Annotated in this window: 15 protein-coding genes; 7 read left to right on the top strand and 8 right to left on the bottom strand. The window is 73.0% G+C overall.

The features are described 5' to 3' along the window. Positions 1 to 296 precede the first annotated feature (296 nt). Complete coding sequence (locus IE124_RS08355; RefSeq protein ID WP_189506360.1) at positions 297 to 965, top strand: PhzF family phenazine biosynthesis protein; 669 nt, start codon at positions 297 to 299, stop codon at positions 963 to 965. A 12-nt stretch (positions 966 to 977) separates the two neighbouring features. Here IE124_RS08355 and IE124_RS08350 read toward each other — a convergent pair whose 3' ends face one another. Both IE124_RS08350 and map read right to left on the bottom strand, forming a co-directional pair. After that, the gene (locus tag IE124_RS08350) at positions 978 to 1,628 is read right to left on the bottom strand and encodes a biliverdin-producing heme oxygenase (protein ID WP_189506358.1); all 651 of its coding nucleotides are present in this window, start codon (positions 1,626 to 1,628) and stop codon (positions 978 to 980) included. 114 nt (positions 1,629 to 1,742) lie between these two features. Beyond that, positions 1,743 to 2,600: a type I methionyl aminopeptidase gene (map, locus tag IE124_RS08345; protein ID WP_189506356.1), complete on the bottom strand. Its 858-nt coding sequence runs from the start codon at positions 2,598 to 2,600 to the stop codon at positions 1,743 to 1,745. Between the two features lie 61 nt (positions 2,601 to 2,661). On the opposite strand from map, the gene IE124_RS08340 reads away from it, so the two are divergent. Beyond that, entirely contained in the window at positions 2,662 to 2,895 is a 234-nt protein-coding gene (locus IE124_RS08340) for a hypothetical protein (protein ID WP_189506354.1), read from the top strand. Between the two features lie 24 nt (positions 2,896 to 2,919). Here the strand turns inward: IE124_RS08340 and IE124_RS08335 are convergent, their stop codons facing one another. Both IE124_RS08335 and IE124_RS08330 read right to left on the bottom strand, forming a co-directional pair. Continuing rightward, the gene (locus IE124_RS08335) at positions 2,920 to 4,248 is read right to left on the bottom strand and encodes an MFS transporter (RefSeq protein ID WP_189506352.1); all 1,329 of its coding nucleotides are present in this window, start codon (positions 4,246 to 4,248) and stop codon (positions 2,920 to 2,922) included. Positions 4,249 to 4,320: 72 nt separating this feature from the next. Then, entirely contained in the window at positions 4,321 to 4,923 is a 603-nt protein-coding gene (locus tag IE124_RS08330; protein WP_189506350.1) for a hypothetical protein, read from the bottom strand. Positions 4,924 to 5,029: 106 nt separating this feature from the next. Between IE124_RS08330 and npdG the strand changes: the two genes are divergently transcribed. Beyond that, a complete protein-coding gene (npdG, locus tag IE124_RS08325) occupies positions 5,030 to 5,761 on the top strand; it encodes an NADPH-dependent F420 reductase (RefSeq protein ID WP_189506347.1) in 732 nt (243 codons plus the stop codon). Positions 5,762 to 5,800: 39 nt separating this feature from the next. Beyond that, positions 5,801 to 6,040, top strand: a complete 240-nt coding sequence (locus tag IE124_RS08320) for a hypothetical protein (RefSeq protein ID WP_189506345.1) — start codon at positions 5,801 to 5,803, stop codon at positions 6,038 to 6,040. Positions 6,041 to 6,098: 58 nt separating this feature from the next. On the opposite strand, the gene IE124_RS08315 is transcribed toward IE124_RS08320, so the two are convergent. Next, on the bottom strand, positions 6,099 to 6,893 hold the full coding sequence (locus tag IE124_RS08315) for a site-2 protease family protein (RefSeq protein ID WP_189506343.1): 795 nt from the start codon (positions 6,891 to 6,893) through the stop codon (positions 6,099 to 6,101). 358 nt (positions 6,894 to 7,251) lie between these two features. Between IE124_RS08315 and IE124_RS08310 the strand changes: the two genes are divergently transcribed. Beyond that, positions 7,252 to 10,557, top strand: a complete 3,306-nt coding sequence (locus IE124_RS08310) for an AfsR/SARP family transcriptional regulator (RefSeq protein ID WP_189506339.1) — start codon at positions 7,252 to 7,254, stop codon at positions 10,555 to 10,557. Positions 10,558 to 10,657: 100 nt separating this feature from the next. Here the strand turns inward: IE124_RS08310 and IE124_RS08305 are convergent, their stop codons facing one another. The 3 genes from IE124_RS08305 to panB form a co-directional block, all read right to left on the bottom strand. Continuing rightward, a complete protein-coding gene (locus tag IE124_RS08305) occupies positions 10,658 to 11,512 on the bottom strand; it encodes an ABC transporter permease (RefSeq protein ID WP_189506337.1) in 855 nt (284 codons plus the stop codon). Then, on the bottom strand, positions 11,509 to 12,504 hold the full coding sequence (locus IE124_RS08300) for an ATP-binding cassette domain-containing protein (protein ID WP_189506334.1): 996 nt from the start codon (positions 12,502 to 12,504) through the stop codon (positions 11,509 to 11,511). The genes IE124_RS08305 and IE124_RS08300 overlap by 4 nt, the downstream gene beginning before the upstream one ends. Positions 12,505 to 12,744: 240 nt before the next feature. Further along, on the bottom strand, positions 12,745 to 13,608 hold the full coding sequence (gene panB / locus IE124_RS08295) for a 3-methyl-2-oxobutanoate hydroxymethyltransferase (protein WP_189506331.1): 864 nt from the start codon (positions 13,606 to 13,608) through the stop codon (positions 12,745 to 12,747). A gap of 198 nt (positions 13,609 to 13,806) precedes the next feature. Between panB and IE124_RS08290 the strand changes: the two genes are divergently transcribed. Together IE124_RS08290 and IE124_RS08285 are read left to right on the top strand one after the other, a co-directional pair. Further along, positions 13,807 to 15,504 (top strand): DHA2 family efflux MFS transporter permease subunit, encoded by a 1,698-nt coding sequence (locus tag IE124_RS08290; RefSeq protein ID WP_189506329.1) that lies wholly within the window; start codon positions 13,807 to 13,809, stop codon positions 15,502 to 15,504. An 83-nt stretch (positions 15,505 to 15,587) separates the two neighbouring features. After that, a complete protein-coding gene (locus tag IE124_RS08285) occupies positions 15,588 to 16,247 on the top strand; it encodes a TetR/AcrR family transcriptional regulator (protein WP_189506327.1) in 660 nt (219 codons plus the stop codon). The last annotated feature ends 47 nt before the right edge of the window (positions 16,248 to 16,294 follow it).

Here is a 16,294-nt window from a genome sequence, read left to right as displayed (position 1 = left end):
TCGGGTGCGGCCCTGCCGCCCGCTAGCGGGCGCCCCAGCCCAGATCGACGGGCTTGGAGGCGCCCAGGCCGTCGGGGCGGCCCGCGTAGAGCCGGGCCGTGCCGTCCTCCCGGACGGTGGTCGCCGCCGCTGCCTCTGCGGCAGCAGACCGACGAGCAGCAGCCCCGCCGCCGGCGCTCCCGTGACGTGACCGCCACGTCCCCACCTGGGCATGAGCAGCCCCCCTCCCTGGTGCTCCCCGACGGAACACACGCGGAGCGGCACACCAGCCCCGCTTCGGATGTTTCAATTCCGTCATGAACACGACCGCCACTGACATCGACGTCCTCCGGGTCTTCTGTGCGGGCGACGGCCGCCACGGCAACGCCCTCGGAGTCGTACGGGACCCCCGACACCACCCCGACGAGGCCTCCCGGCAGGCGCTCGCCAAGGAACTCGGCTTCAGCGAGACGGTGTTCGTGGACGACCCGGAGCGCGGGCACGTCGACATCTACACCCCCGGCGTGCGGCTGCCGTTCGCCGGATACCCGCTCGTCGGCGCCGCCTGGCTGCTCGACCTGGAGGTCATCTGCCCACCGGCGGGCGAGGTGTGGGTGCGCGGAGACGGGGAGTTCACCTGGATCGAGGCGCGCGCCGAGTGGGCGCCGCCGCGGACCCTGCGCCAGTACGGCTCCGCCGCCGAGGTGGACGCCCTGGAGATCCCCGAGCCCGGCGAGTGGATCTACGCCTGGGCCTGGCAGGAGGAGGCCGCGGGCCGGGTCAGGGCGCGCGGCTTCCCGGGGCGCGGCGACGGCATCGACGAGGACGAGGCGACGGGCGCGGCGGCGCTGCTCCTGACGGCCGAGCTGGGACGGGCCCTGAACATCACGCAGGGCCGGGGGTCGCAGCTGCTGACCGCCCCCGGCCCTGACGGCATCGTGGAGTTGGGCGGACGCGTCCGCCTGGAGAGGACCTTCACGATCTGAGGGTCCGTGCGCTCACGCGCTCAGCGGGAACTCGCCCCCCAGCTGGTGGAAGACCGCGCTGTTGAAGGCGAAGGCGCGCTTGCACTCGTCGACGATCCGCTGCTTCTCCAGGTCGTCGGCGTTCACCCCGTCGAGCAGCTCCCGGTAGGTCCGCTTGAAGGCGGCGGGGTTGCCGATCTCCTCGAAGACGTAGAACCGCACGCCGTCGCCCTTGCGCGTGAAGCCCCAGGTCCGCTCCGCCTTGTCGCGGATGATCTGGCCGCCCGACAGGTCGCCCAGGTAGCGCGTGTAGTGGTGGGCCACGTAACCCGCGGGCCAGTCACGCGCGCACTCCGCGACCCGCTCGGCGTACGCGACGGTGGCGGGCAGCGGGGAGACCCCGGCGCGCCAGTCGGCGCCCCGCAGGTGGGCGAGGTCCTGCTCCAGGGCGGCCGTGCGGAACAGCTCGGCCTGTATGAACGGCCCGGCGACCGGGTCCTCGCGCAGCGCCTCCGCTCCCTCCTCCAGAGCGCGGTACACGAACCACAGCTGCTCCGTGTAGCGGGCGTAGGCGTCGACGGCCAGGCGTCCGCCCAGGAGGTCGCCCATGAAGGACGACGTCTCCGCCTCCGTGTGCTGCTCGTGCGAGGCGGTACGGATGAGCGTGGAGAAGGGCGTGTCCAAGGCGTGCCTCCGAGACCGATGGGACGGGAACCAGTGACGATCCTGCCAAGTTAGGCTTACCTAAGTCAACTGGTTCCCGACGTCCTGTCGGTAAAGACGTACCCGTTCGAGGGGTCAGGGCAACGTCAGGATCTCGGCTCCGTCGTCGGTCACGACGAGCGTGTGCTCGAACTGCGCGGTCCGCTTGCGGTCCTTGGTCACCACGGTCCAGCCGTCGTCCCACATGTCGTAGTCGTGGGTGCCCAGCGTCAGCATCGGCTCGATCGTGAACGTCATGCCGGTCTTGATCTCGGTGGTGTGGTGGGGGGAGTCGTAGTGCGGGACGATCAGGCCGGAGTGGAACGACGAGTTGATGCCGTGCCCGGTGAAGTCGCGCACGACCCCGTAGCCGAAGCGCTTGGCGTACGACTCGATGACCCGCCCGATGATGTTGATCTGACGGCCCGGCCGGACGGCCTTGATGGCCCGGTTCAGGGACTCCCGGGTCCGCTCGACGAGCAGCCTCGACTCCTCGTCGACGTCGCCGCAGAGGTAGGTGGCGTTGTTGTCGCCGTGGACGCCGTTGATGTACGCCGTGACGTCCAGGTTCACGATGTCGCCGTCCCGCAGCACCGTGGAGTCCGGGATGCCGTGGCAGATGACCTCGTTGATCGAGGCGCACAGCGACTTCGGGAAGCCGCGGTAGCCGAGGGTCGAGGGATAGGCGCCGTGGTCGCACATGTACTCGTGCGCGACCCGGTCGAGCTCGTCGGTGGTGACACCCGGAGCGATGTGCTTGGCGGCCTCCTCCATCGCCTGCGCGGCGATGCGGCCGGCGATCCGCATCCGCTCGATGGTGTCGGAATCCTGCACCTCGGGCCCGCTGTACGGGGCCGGGGCGGGCTTCCCGACGTACTCGGGGCGGCGGATGGAGCCCGGGACGGAGCGGTGGGGGGAGAGCTCCCCCGGAACGAGAAGCGACTGGCCAGACATGTCAGCGAGTCTAACGACCGCGTCTGGGGCAGCATGGTCTCGGCGGAAGGAGCCGACGACGATGGCCCTGTTCAAGAAGCGCACCACGGGCAAACCGGGCGAGTGGTACTACTGCCTGGAGCACAAGAAGGTCGAGGAGGGGCCGGAGTGCCCCGCGAAGAACCGATTCGGCCCGTACGCCAGCCGTGAGGAGGCCTCCCACGCCATGGAGACCGCCCGCGAGCGGAACCTGGAATGGGAGACGGACCCGCGCTGGCACGAGGGCAAGAGCCCGGACGGGAACCCCGAGGCGTGACCCCAGGGGCCGGCCGGGACCGGTTCAGACCGTACCGGCCGACCCCTGGGGCTCGCCCCGGGGCTCCTCCTGCCGGGCGACGGCCTCCTGCTGGGCCTTGCGGCGCAGCGAGTCCTCGTCCGTCTCGGAGTCGTACGTGAGCAGCTTCGGCAGCGCGAGGCAGAGCAGCCCCACCGAGGCGACACAGGCCACGCCGCCCGACCAGACGGCCGCCCTGGTGCCGGTCCACCCGGCCATCACGCCCGCCCGGACCTGGCCCAGCTGCGGGCCGACGCTGTAGGACAGCACCTCGATGCCGGCGAGCCGCCCGCGCAGCTCCTCCGGGATCGTCTGGTTCCAGATCGTCGCCCGCCCGAGACCGCTCAGCATGTCGCCGGCGCCCGCGAAGGCCAGACAGAGCAGGACCAGCCAGATGTTCCCGAACCAGCCGGCCGCCGCGATCGCCAGTCCCCAGCCGGCCGCGCCCCCCACCACGAGCAGCCCGTGCCGCCGCACCTTCGACGTCCAGCCGCTGGTCAGCCCGAGCACGAGCGAACCGACCGAGCCCGCCGCGTACATCAGGCCGAGCGACCAGTCGGCGTCCAGCTCGTCCGCGAGGAACGGGAAGATCGTGTTCGGGAAGGCGAAGAACATCGCCGCGAGGTCGATCGCGTACGTGCCGAGCAGCACCGGCCGCGACCAGGCGTACCGCGCGCCCTCCGCGATGCCCCGCAGCGAGGGCTTCTCCGCGTCGTGCGCGGGCGGCGCGGGGGAGAGGCGGCGGCACATCAGCACCGAGGCGGCGAAGCCGGCGATCGTCACCGCGTACGCCGGGGCGTGACCCGCGAAGGCGACGACGAGCCCCGCGACCGACGGGCCCGCGATCGAGCCGATCTGCCAGCGCAGCGAGTTGAGGGCCGCGGCGGCGGTCTGGTGCTCGTGCGGCACGATCCGGGCGAGCAGCGAGTCGAGCGCGGGACGCTGGAGCCCGGCGAGGGCCGAGACACCGGCCGCGACCACGTACAGCGGCCACAGCATCGGCTCCGGCAGCAGCGAGTTGAGCAGCAGGAGCAGCGCGAGCACGCCGAGCCCCGCCTCCGTCCCCACGATCACCTTCCGCCGGTCCACGGCGTCGGCGAGCGCGCCGCCGTACAGCCCGAAGACGACCAGCGGCACCAGCTCGACCGCGCCCATCGCACCGACCGCGAGCGGCGAGTTCGTGAGCTCCTTGATCTGGAGCGGCAGGGCGATCATCGCCATCGCGCCGGCGAAGTAGGTCACGAGCCCCTGGCTCCACAGGAGCCGGAAGTCACGGGACGCACGCCAGGGCGCCAGATCGGGGAGGAGGGCGGAGAGCCTGGAAGAACGGGACACGAGGGGCCATGCTCCGGCCGGAAGGCGCCCGGGGCAACCGAATAACCGACCGGTCAGCGGGGATGCGGGCCCCTACCAGCGAGCCGGCGGCGGGGCCGTCAGGCGGTCCGCGAGATCCGAGAGGCGGTCCCGGAAGCGGCGGCTCCCGCGCGGTGACGGCAGGCTGTTCTCCCCGGCCGCCGCGCTCACCAGATGCTGCACCGTGTCCAGGTCCACCCCCGCCTCCTCCGCGACCGTGAGCGCCTCGTGGGCGAGCCCCCGCAGCTCCCTGTCGCCGCCGTCGAGCGAGAGCACCGTCGCCCCGGCCCGCCGGGCGTCGTGGACCCGCTGGAGCAGCCCCGCGTCCGGCCGCTCCGGCGCCACCATCAGGAGCGTCGCCCCGCGCCCCGCCGCCTCCAGCCGGCCGAGCCCGACCGCGAGATGTGCCGGAGCGTCCGGCCGCACCCGGTGCCGCACGAGCGTGGGCGCCAGCTCCGGAAGCCCCGACCAGGCCGCCTCGTCGACGAGGTGCGCGGCCAGGTGCCAGGGCTCGTACGCCTCCGTGCCCACGAGCAGCAGCCCGCCCCGGTGCGGCACGACCGAGGACCGGAGCGCCCCCGCGAAACGACGGGCCGCCCCCGGCCACTCCGTCCCGGCCAGCACTTCCCGCAGCAACGCGACCCGTACGGCATCCATGGGGTGGCATCCTGCCCCAGCGGCGCGAGGCGCGTGGCCGGTTGTGGTCGGTTCCACCCGTACGGGACGGGCCCCGGCGGCCCGACCGGTCGGTAATGTCGGGGCCATGACTTCCTCGACTGCCAGCACCGACTCCACCGGCTCCACCGCCGCGCCCAAGGCGGCCCCCAAGGACCCGTGGGACCTCCCCGACGTCTCCGGGCTCGTCGTCGGCGTCCTCGGCGGTACCGGCGAGCAGGGCCGCGGCCTCGCCTACCGGCTCGCCAAGGCCGGACAGAAGGTGATCCTCGGCTCCCGCGCCGCCGACCGCGCCCAGGCCGTCGCCGAGGAGCTCGGCCACGGCGTCGAGGGCGCCGACAACGCCGAGTGCGCCCGCCGCAGCGACATCGTGATCGTCGCGGTGCCGTGGGACGGGCACGCCAAGACCCTGGAGTCCCTGCGCGAGGAGCTCACGGGCAAGCTCGTCGTGGACTGCGTCAACCCGCTCGGCTTCGACAAGAAGGGCGCCTACGCCCTGAAGCCCGAGGAGGGCTCCGCCGCCGAGCAGGCCGCCGCGCTCCTCCCGGACTCCCGGGTGGCCGCCGCCTTCCACCACCTCTCGGCCGTGCTCCTCCAGGACGCGTCCATCGAGGAGATCGACACGGACGTGATGGTCCTCGGCGAGGAGCGCGCCGACGTCGAGCTCGTCCAGGCCCTCGCGGGCCGCATCCCGGGCATGCGCGGGGTCTTCGCCGGCCGTCTGCGCAACGCCCACCAGGTCGAGTCGCTCGTCGCGAACCTGATCTCGGTCAACCGCCGGTACAAGGCCCACGCGGGCCTCCGGGTCACCGACGTCTGAGCCCCGGCGGCGGCCCCTCGGGAGGGAGGGCCGCCGGGCATGGGGGACACTGGACGGGCACCAGCAGCCGTACCCGGACAGGAGCCGTCCCCCATGCCCCGCCTCGCCCTCTACGCCCTCGTGGTCTGCGCCCTGGCCGTCGCCGCGGCCGTCGTCTCCTTCGTCCAGGGCAGCTTCCTGGGCGTGATCTGGGTCCTCCTGGCGGGCCTCTCCTCCAACATGGCCTGGTACTACCTCCGCCGCGCGAAGGCGGAGAAGCAGGCCGCGGCCCAGGGCTAGGGCCTGTCCGGCGGATCATGGCCGGGGCCACGGGCCTGCCTTCGGACAAGGCCCGGTATCAGACCTGGCAGAACTCCGGCGTCTCCTGCCAGAACCGGTAGAGCTGCGAGCCGCAGTACCTGCTCTCCTCCGCCACCCCGAGGGCCCGCATCAGCGCGTCGATCGCGTCGAAGAAGGCGCCGTTGACCGCCGGCACGAACAGCAGCGCGATCACGATGAAGAAGCCGTACGGCGCGTACGGCTCGATCTGCCGCTTCAGCCTGTACGAGAGCCAGGGCTCCACGATCCCGTAGCCGTCGAGGCCCGGGACCGGCAGGAGGTTCAGGAGCGCGGCCGTGACCTGGAGGAACGCCAGGAACCCCAGCGCGTACTGGAAGCCCGACGGCACGCCGTCCAGCGCGTCCAGCCAGAACGGCGCCGTGCAGACCAGCGCGAACAGGACGTTCGCCAGGGGGCCCGCCGCCGAGATCAGGCTGTGCTTCCAGCGCCCCTTGACCCGGCCCTGCTCGATGAAGACCGCCCCGCCCGGCAGACCGATCCCGCCCATGATCACGAACAGCACCGGCAGGATGATGCTCAGCCAGGCGTGCGTGTACGCGAGCGGGTTCAGGGTCAGATAGCCCTTGGCTCCGACCGTGATGTCCCCGCCGTGCAGCGCGGTGCGGGCGTGCGCGTACTCGTGGAGACAGAGCGACACGACCCACGCCGAGGTCACGAAGAGGAACACCGCCAGACCGGGCGTGGCGGCGAAGTCCGTCCACACCGCCCAGCCCGTGACGGCCATGACGGCGAGGATCGCCAGGAAGACGGGGCTGATCCGCCGTTCGTGACGCCGAGTGGTGGCCGTGCTCATCGCGGGGACTCCCGAGTGCCGGAGGACTGATGTGCGGGAAACGTACCGGGTGACGGCCGGGTTCCGGACCGGGAGGTCGGGTCCAGGCCGACGGGGAGGGGCGCCGGGTCCGTGTCGGTGCCGTCCCGGGGTGTGGGGTCGGGTCCGTGTCGGTGCTGTCCCGGGGTGTGGGGTCGGGTCCGTGTCGGTGCTGTCCCGGGTGCGGGGTCGGTCTGTGTCGGTGCCGCGCCGGACGCCGGCCCCGGGTCCGTGCAGGTCTTCGCCCCGTGCGCCCTGGTACTCCGTCCGGTCCGTGCTGATCTCCGCCCCGCGCCGCCCTGGTACCGGGCTCGGCGGGCTTCTCGCGGAGAATGGGCGGGTGCGTTACTCCCTGCTCGGCCCGACCCTCGCCCGTACGCCCGACGGCGCCGACGTCACCGTCGGCGGTCCGCGCGTGCGCGCGCTGCTGACCGTCCTCGCCCTGCGGGCCGGGCGGACCGTGCCCGTGCCGGACCTCGTCGACGAGGTCTGGTACGGCGACGAGCCGCCCGCCGACGCCGTCGCCGCGCTCCAGGCCCTCGTCGGGCGGCTGCGCCGGGCCCTCGGCCGTACCGCCGTGATCTCGGCCGACGGCGGCTACCGGCTCGACGCCCGGCCCCAGGACGTCGACGCCCACCGCTTCGAACGGCTCGCCGCCGAGGGAGTGGCCGCCCTGTCGGACGGGGACGCCGTCCGGGCCGCCGCGCTCCTCGACGAGGCCCTCGGCCTCTGGCGCGGGCCCGCGCTCGCCGACCTGCCGGACCGGGAGGCGGAGGCCGCCCGTTGGGAGGCCCGCCGTCTCGACGCCCGCAGGGCCCGGCTCGGCGCCGCCCTGGACCTGGGCGAGGCCGCCGCGGTCCTCCCCGAAATGACCGCCCTCAGCGCCGCCCACCCGCTCGACGAACCCCTCCAGGCCCTCCGCATCCGGGCCCTGCGGGACACCGGCCGCGCGGCCGAGGCGCTCGCCGCGTACGAGTCGGTCCGCCGCGCGCTCGCCAACCGCCTCGGCACGGACCCCTCCCCGGCCCTGCGCGCCCTCCACGCCGAGCTGCTCGCCCCGGCCCTGCCGCCCGCTCGGCCGGCGGAGCCCGGGCCGGCCCTGCGCGGGAACCTCCGGGCCCGGCTCACCAGCTTCGTCGGGCGGGACGAGGACATCGCCGCGCTCCAGGAGTCCCTGCGGACGGCCCGGCTCGTCACCCTGCTCGGGCCCGGCGGCGCCGGAAAGACCCGACTCTCGCAGGAGGCCGCCGAGCGCGGGGCCGAGGCCTGGCCCGACGGCGTGTGGGTGGCCGAGCTCGCCGCCGTCACCGACCCGGAAGCCGTCCCCGAGGCCGTCCTCGCGGCCGTCGGCGCCCGGGAGACCGTGCTGCGCGGCGCGGGAGCCGAGGAGCTGCGCGGGGGGAGCGACCCGATCGCCCGGCTCGTCGAGCACGTCACCGGGCGGCGGATGCTGCTCCTCCTCGACAACTGCGAGCATCTCGTCGCGTCCGCCGCCGAGCTGGCCGAGGCCCTCCTCGCCCGCTGCCCCGGGCTGCGCGTCCTGGCGACGAGCCGGGAACCGCTGGGCGTGCCGGGGGAGGTGCTGCGTCCGCTGGGGCCGCTGCCGGCGGAGACGGCGCTGCGTCTCCTCGGGGACCGGGGCGCGGCGGCCCGCCCCGGGTTCCGGACGGACGAGGACCCGGAGGCCGCGGCCGAGATCGTCCGACGTCTGGACGGGCTGCCGCTGGCGATCGAACTGGCCGCGGCCCGGCTGCGGATGCTGACCCTGGGCCAGATCGCGGACCGGCTCGACGACCGCTTCCGGCTGCTCACCTCGGGCGCCCGGACCGTCCTGCCCCGCCAGCAGACCCTGCGCGCGGTCGTCGACTGGTCCTGGGACCTCCTCGACGCCGCCGAACGGGCCGTCCTGCGGCGCCTGTCGGTGTTCACCGGCGGCAGCGACCTGGAAGCGGCGGAGTCGGTCTGCGCCGACCCCGGCCCTGACGCCGACGCCCCCGCCGTCCTCGACGTGCTCGGCTCCCTCGTCGACAAGTCGCTCGTCGTCTCGGCCCCGGGCGACACCGGCATGCGCTACCGGCTCCTGGAGACGGTGGCCGAGTACGCCGCGGAGCGCCTCGACGAGGCGGGCGAGCGGGCCGTGACCGAGCGGCGCCACCTCACCTACTACCGCGAGCTCGCCCGCCGTACCGACCCCGAGCTCCGCGGCTCGGGGCAGGTCGCCGCCATCGCCCGGTTCGGGACCGAGTACGGCAACCTCCGCACCGCCCTGCGCCGGGCCGTCGCCGCCCGCGACGAGGACGAGGCGCTCGTCCTCGTCCACTCCCTGCTCTGGTACTGGCAGATGCGTGACCTGCGCACCGACGCCCTGCACTGGGCCCTGTCCGCCGCCGAGCTCGGGCCCGATCCGTTCACGCCGCCCGCCGCCCCGGTCGTCCCCCTGTACGAGCCGTGCACGGCCACGCCGCCGCCGCTCTCCGAGGAGCAGCGCTGGGAGGCCCGGCGCGGGGTGCGGCTCGTCGAGCTGCTCAGCATGGACCACGAGACCGGACGGTGGACCAGCCCGGAGGGCGTGCGGCGGCTCCGCGAGATGACCGCCGTGTACGAGCCGGGTCTGCCGCAGACCTGCCGCCTGCCCGGCTCCTTCGCGGTCTTCGCGGTCCTCATCATCGGAGAGGCCGGCCGGCTCCGCGAGATCCTGGACACCACCGTCGAGGCCTGCCGCCGCCACGGCTACGACTGGGAGCTCGCCAACGCCCTCCAGATGCGCGCCAACATGTACGCCAACCGGGCCGACTGGGCCGTCGAGGCGACCGGGGACGCAGACGAGAGCCTGGAGATCTTCGTCCGCCTCGGGGACGCATGGGGCGCGGCGGAGGCGCTCTCCTCCCGGGCCGAGGCCCGCGAGCGGCGCCTCGAATTCGAGGGCGCCGCCGAGGATTTCGCCGCCGCCATCGGCTACGCGGAGCGGATCGGCGCCCAGTCGCAGATGGCCCTGTTGCGCGCCCGGTACGCCGACATCCTCGTCGAGACCGGCCGGATCGAGGAGGGGGAGGCGATCCTGCGGGAGATCGTCGACGGCAGGCACGGCTGGGGTCATGAACCGATGTTCGGCGCCCGGCTCTTCCTCGCCCTGGCTCTCGGCCGCACGGGACGGATCGCCGAGGCCCGGGAGCATCTGCACGTGCTGCGGCGGGAGTTCCGCTCGGAGACCCTGTCGATCTTCGAGGGCTTCGCCCTCGGCAGCCTGGGCTGGCTGGACGCACTGGAGAAGCGGTACGGCTCGGCCTTCGCCTTCGCCGCGCAGGCGTACGAGCGCTCCCTCGACCCGCTGTCGATGATGATCGCGCCGCAGATGCCGGCGTACCACGTCGTCATGGCGGCCTGGGCGCTCGCCGGCGTCGGCGGCCCCTCGGCGCGGATCGCGGCCACGCTCCTCGGGGCCGGGGCGGGTCTCCTCCCGCCCGGTCACCTGGCGCCGCCGCTGGAGCGGGAGAACCTGGCCACGGCCACGGAGCTCGCGCGGTCCGCCCTCGGCGAGGACGCGTTCGCCGCGGCGTACGCCGAAGGCGACGGCCTCTCCTTGGAAGAGACCGCCGCCCTGCTCGGCAGCGCCGCCGACGCGATCAGTGAGCGCGCCGAGTCCTGACCCCCGTGGTCCTGACCCCTGTGGTCCTGGCCCCCGTCGTCCTGACCTCCGTGGTACTGACCCCCGTGGTCCTGCCCCCGTCGTTTCGACCGGAGTCCGGTCAGGTCTTCTTGCGGAACTTGGCCACCGCGAGCGGCGCCGTGACGACCGTGATCACCAGCGCCCAGCCGAGCGTCATCCACACCGAGTGGGCGACCGGACCGCCGTTGATCAGGTTGCGGGCGGCGTCGGCGAGGTTCGACAGCGGGTTGTAGTCGGTGAAGGTCTCCAGCCAGCCCGGCATCGAGGTCGTCGGGGCGAAGATCGAGGAGCCGAACTGGAGCGGCATCAGGACGAGCATGGCCATGCCCTGGACGGCCTGGGCCGTCTTGAGGCTGAGCCCGAGCAGGATGAAGATCCACATCAGCGAGGCTCCGAAGACCATCGACAGACCGATGGCGGCGAGGAGGTGGAGGAAGGAGGTGTGGATCTCCAGGCCGAGCAGGAAGCCCATGCCGAGCAGGATCGCGGTCGCGATCAGCATCCGGCCGACCTCGACGACGATCTTGGCGATCAGGACGGAGGACCGGGCGATCGGCATCGTCCGGAACCGGTCCATGACCCCCTTCTTGAAGTCGTCGTTGATGCCCACACCGACGGCCATGGCGATGTTCATGCCCATCATCGCCATCAGTCCCGGCGTCACGTAGTTGACGTAGATGTCGTTGTTGCCCTTGCCGGAGATCGCGCCGCCGAAGACGTACACGAACAGCAGGATGAAGATGATCGGCATCAGGACGGCGTCGAACATCGACTCCGGGTCCTGCTTGATCTGGAGGGCGTTGCGGCGGGCCAGCGCGCCGATGTGGCGGAGGTTGGCCCGGAGGCCGATGCGGCCCTCGGCGGTCGGCGCGGGACGAGCGGGCGCCGTCCTCGGCGCGCCGGCGGGGGACTTGGTGACAGTGGTCGTGCTCATGCGGCGGCGACCTCCTCGCTGATCGCGTCGGACTCGGCGGTCTTCTGGCCGGTGATCGCCAGGAACACCTCGTCCAGGCTGGGCAGATGGGTACCGATGTGCGCGATGCCGAAGCCGCGCGCGCCGAGCAGCGCCACAACGGCGGTCAGCTGCTGGTCGGTGAGGATCGGCACGTACAGCGCGCCCTCGTCGGGTACGACGCTCGATCCGGCGACGCCGTCCAGACCGGTCTCGCGGAGCGCGGCGGCCATGGCGGGCAGCTGGTCCGGGTCGACCGGGCGGACCTTCAGGGTCCGGCCGCCGACCTTCGCCTTGAGCTCGTCGACCCCGCCCTTGGCGATGACCTTGCCCTTGTCGACGACGGTCAGCTCGCTCGCGAGCTGCTCCGCCTCCTCCATGTACTGGGTGGTGAGGAGGACGGTGACGCCCTCGGAGACCATCCGGTGGACCTCGTCCCACACCTCGTTGCGGGTGCGCGGGTCGAGTCCGGTCGTCGGCTCGTCCAGGTAGAGGACGGAGGGCTGCCCGATCATCGAGGCGGCGAGGTCGAGCCGGCGGCGCATACCGCCCGAGTAGTTCATCGCGGGGCGCTTGGCCGCGTCGGTGAGCGAGAAGCGCTCCAGCATCTCGTCGGACCGGCGGCGCGCGTCGGCGCGGGAGAGGTCGAGCAGCCGCCCGATCATGTAGAGGTTCTCCCAGCCGGAGAGCTTCTCGTCGACCGAGGCGTACTGGCCGGTGAGGCCGATGGTGCGGCGCAGCTGGCGGGGGTGCTTCACCACGTCGTAGCCGGCGACGGTGGCGGTCCCGGCGTCCGGGACGAGGAGGGTGGACAGGCAGCGGACGAGGGTGGTCTTCCCGGCGCCGTTCGGCCCGAGGACCCCGAGGACGGTGCCCTCCCGGACGTCCAGGTCGACCCCGTCGAGGGCCTTGGTGGCGCCGAAGTGCTTCACGAGGCCCCGGACCTCGACGGCGTTGGTGTGTGATCGCGTCATGGCAGCCACTACACCAGCCGCCACCGACAATCCCCCGACAGACGACCGACAGCCCGCCGATGGGGGATGTCGGCGGGCTGTCGGTGTCGTGCCGCGGTGGTCAGGGCGTGCTCACCGGGGTCAGGGCGTGCTCACCGGGGTCAGGGCGTGCTCACCGGGGTCAGGGCGTGCTCACTGGAGTCAGGGCGTGCTCACCCAGGTCAGGTCGTGCTCACCCGGGCCGGGGCGTGCTCACCGGGGTCAGTGGAAGGTGTGCTCCTCGGCGGGGAACTCCCCGCCCGAGACGTCCTCCGCGAAGGCGCGCGCGGCGTCGCCGAGCGTCTCGCGGAGGTTGGCGTACTGCTTGGTGAAGCGCGGCACCTTGCCGCCGGTCAGGCCGGCCATGTCGGTCCAGACGAGGACCTGCGCGTCGGTGCCGGCGCCCGCGCCGATGCCGATGGTCGGGATGTGCAGCGAGCGGGTGACCTCGGCGGCCAGCTCGGCCGGTACGAGTTCGAGGACGACCGCGAAGGCGCCCGCGTCCTGCGCCGCCTTGGCGTCGCTGAGCAGCCGGTGGGCGGCCTCGTCGGTACGGCCCTGCACCCGGTAGCCCATGGTGTTGACGGACTGCGGCGTGAGGCCGAGGTGGGACATGACGGGGATGCCGGCCTGGACCAGCAGCTCGGTCTGGGCCAGGGAGCGCTCGCCGCCCTCCAGCTTGACCGCGTGGACCCCGGCGTCCTTGATCAGCCGGGTGGCGTTGCGCAGGGCCTGGACGGGCCCTTCCTGGTACGAGCCGAAGGGCAGGTCGCCGACGACGAGGGCGCGCTGCGTGCCCCGGACGACGGCGGCGGAGAGGAAGGTCATCTCGTCCATCGTGACCGGCACGGTGGTCTCGTAGCCGAGGTGACAGTTGCCCATCGAGTCGCCGACGAGGATCACGGGGATGCCGGCCTCGTCGAAGACGGAGGCGGTCATCGCGTCGTAGGCGGTGAGCATGGGCCACTTCTCGCCGCGGGCCTTGGCGGCGGCGATGTCGTGGACGGTGATGCGGCGTGTGCCCTTGCCGCCGTACAGCGCCTTGCTGCTGTCGGCGGACGGTTTCGGGGCAGCCTGAAGCGTCATGGGAAACGGCTCCTTCGTCATCTCGAGGCGCCCTGACGGCGTCCCCGGACCACATCCATGGTGGCACTTCGCCGGGCGGGCGGGGAAGTGGGCCGGAGTGTCGCTGTTCACACCAGCGCGAGGGGAGCCGCGTAAAGCCTCGGTCAGTTTTTTCGATACGAGACGGTCTCGTATCGAAATGGGTCTAGGGTGGTCGGCATGTCGCAGCCGTTCCCTGCCTCCGCCTCCACCTCCGCCCCAGCCCCGCCCCGGGTCCCCGAGGCCGTCCACCGCCGCCGCTGGGCCGTCCTCGCCGTCCTGATGCTCAGCCTGCTGATCGTCGTCCTCGACAACTCGATCCTGAACGTCGCGGTCAGGACGATCGCCGCCCCCGCGCCCACCGGCATCGGCGCCACCCAGAGCGAGCTGGAGTGGTCGATCAACTCCTACACGCTCGTCTTCGCCGGCCTCCTCTTCACCTCGGGCCTGCTCGGCGACCGCCTCGGCCGGAAGAAGGTGCTGCTCTTCGGCATCACCGTCTTCGGCATCGGCTCCGCCCTCGCAGCCTTCTCCGGCTCCCCGGGTGAGCTGATCGCCTACCGGGCCGTCATGGGCCTCGGCGCCGCGTTCGTCATGCCCGCGACCCTCGCCGTCCTCATGAACGTCTTCGAGCGCGACGAGCAGCCCAAGGCCATCGGCATCTGGGCCGGCAGCGTCGGCCTCGCCATCGCGATCGGCCCCATCACCGGCGGCGTCCTGCTCGAACACTTCTGGTGGGGATCGATCTTCCTCGTCAACGTCCCCGTCGTGCTCCTCGCCCTCGCCCTCATGATCTGGCTGGTCCCCGACTCCCGGGACCCGAAGCCGGGCCGCGTCGACATACCCGGCGTGCTGCTCTCCGTCCTCGGACTCGTCCTCCTCGTGTACGGGATCATCCGCGGCGGCGAACTGGCGAGCTTCACCGACGTCACCGTCCTCGCCCCGGTCCTCGGCGGCCTCGCGGTCCTCGTCGTCTTCGTCCTGCACGAGCGGCGCAGCGACCACCCGGCCATCGACATGGCGTACTTCCGGAAGCCGGCGTTCGCCGCGGCCGTCGCCGCCATCGCGCTCGTCTTCTTCGCGCTCATGGGCGTGACCTTCTTCTCCGCCTTCTACCTGCAGAGCGTCCGCGGCTTCAGCGCGCTGGAGTCCGGGCTGCTCATCCTGCCGCTCGCCGTCGCCCAGATGGTGTTCGCGCCCCGGGCGCGGCTCGTCGTGGACCGCTTCGGCGCGAAGGCCGTGTGCACCGCCGGCATGCTGCTCGTCGCCGCGGGCCTCGCCGCCTTCGCCCTCTTCGACGCCTCGACGCCGGTCTGGGCGATGGAGGTCGTCTTCTTCCTCCAGGGCGCCGGGATGGCGCACATCATGCCGCCGGTCACGGTCGCGGTCATGCAGGCGCTGCCCCGCGAGAAGGCGGGCTCCGGCTCGGCGATCAACAACACCTTCCGGCAGGTCGGCGGCGCGATGGGCGTGGCCGTCCTCGGCTCCCTGCTCTCCTCCACGTACCGCGGGGAGGTCGAGGGGCACCTCGGCGGCGTCCCGGCGGCCCTGCGCGATACGGCGGGCGAGTCCATCGAGGCCACACTCGCGGTCGCTTCGAAGCTCGGCCCGGCCGGCCGGAACCTCGTGGCCCCCGCGTACGACGCCTTCCTGGACGCCATGCACGTCACGGCGATCGCCTCCGCGGTGATCGCCCTGATCGGCGCGGCCGTGGTCGCCGCCTTCCTCCCGGGCCGTACGCCGCGGGGCGCGGAGCAGACCGCGAGCGCCGCTCCCGGCGCGGACGTCACGGCGGACGGTCCCGCTCCCGATGGCCCCGCCCGGCGGGCCTCCGTACCCGCGCCCGGCGCCGAGGCGGGAGAATCGGCCCGTCGGTAGGCCGACAGGCCGACAGGCCGACAGGCCGGTAGGCCGACTGGCCGGACGGCCGGCAGTCGGCCACGAGGAGAGGCGGAGCGTACGTGTCGCTGCAGGACGGCGGGATCCCGGAACCCCACGACGAGGCGGCCGGTCCCGCGCCCGCGGGCGGGCCCGCCCCGGCGCGGCGTGGCCGGCCCCGGAGCGAGGCCGCCGAGCAGGCGATCTTCGACGCGGCCATCGAGCTCCTGGAGGGCGGCACCCCGCTCGCCGAGCTGTCCATCGAGAAGCTCGCCCGCACCGCCGGCGTCGGCAAGGCCACCATCTACCGGCGCTGGCCCGGCAAGGAGGAGCTCTTCGTCGACCTGCTCCGCTCCGTGGAGCTCCCGGACCCGGTGCTGCCCGGCACCTCGGTCCGGGACGACTTCGTCACGCTCCTGGAGTCGATCCGGCAGCGGGGCCTCGCCAAGCGGACCTCCGCCCTCCTCCACAACGTGTTCTCGCAGATGCAGCTCTATCCGAAGCTGTGGGACGCGTACCACCACACGGTGATCGAGCCGCGCCGACGCCTCGGCCTGGACGCGGTGCGGCGCGGGATGGAGCGGGGGGAGATCCGCGACGACCTCGACGTCGAGCTCGTCGGCGACCTCTTCACCGGCCCCCTGCTCATCCGTACCGTCATCCGCCCCGGCGCCACCCTGGAGCCCGGACTCGCCGAGCGGATCGTCGACACGGTCCTCGAAGGCCTGCGCCCCCGCACCTGACTCGGACCGTCTCCGGACCGCACTCACCCCACGACCGGCCCCCACGC

The organism is Streptomyces narbonensis, assembly GCF_014649015.1.
Classification (GTDB): domain Bacteria; phylum Actinomycetota; class Actinomycetes; order Streptomycetales; family Streptomycetaceae; genus Streptomyces; species Streptomyces narbonensis.
This window is presented reverse-complemented; position numbering and strand designations above follow the sequence as displayed.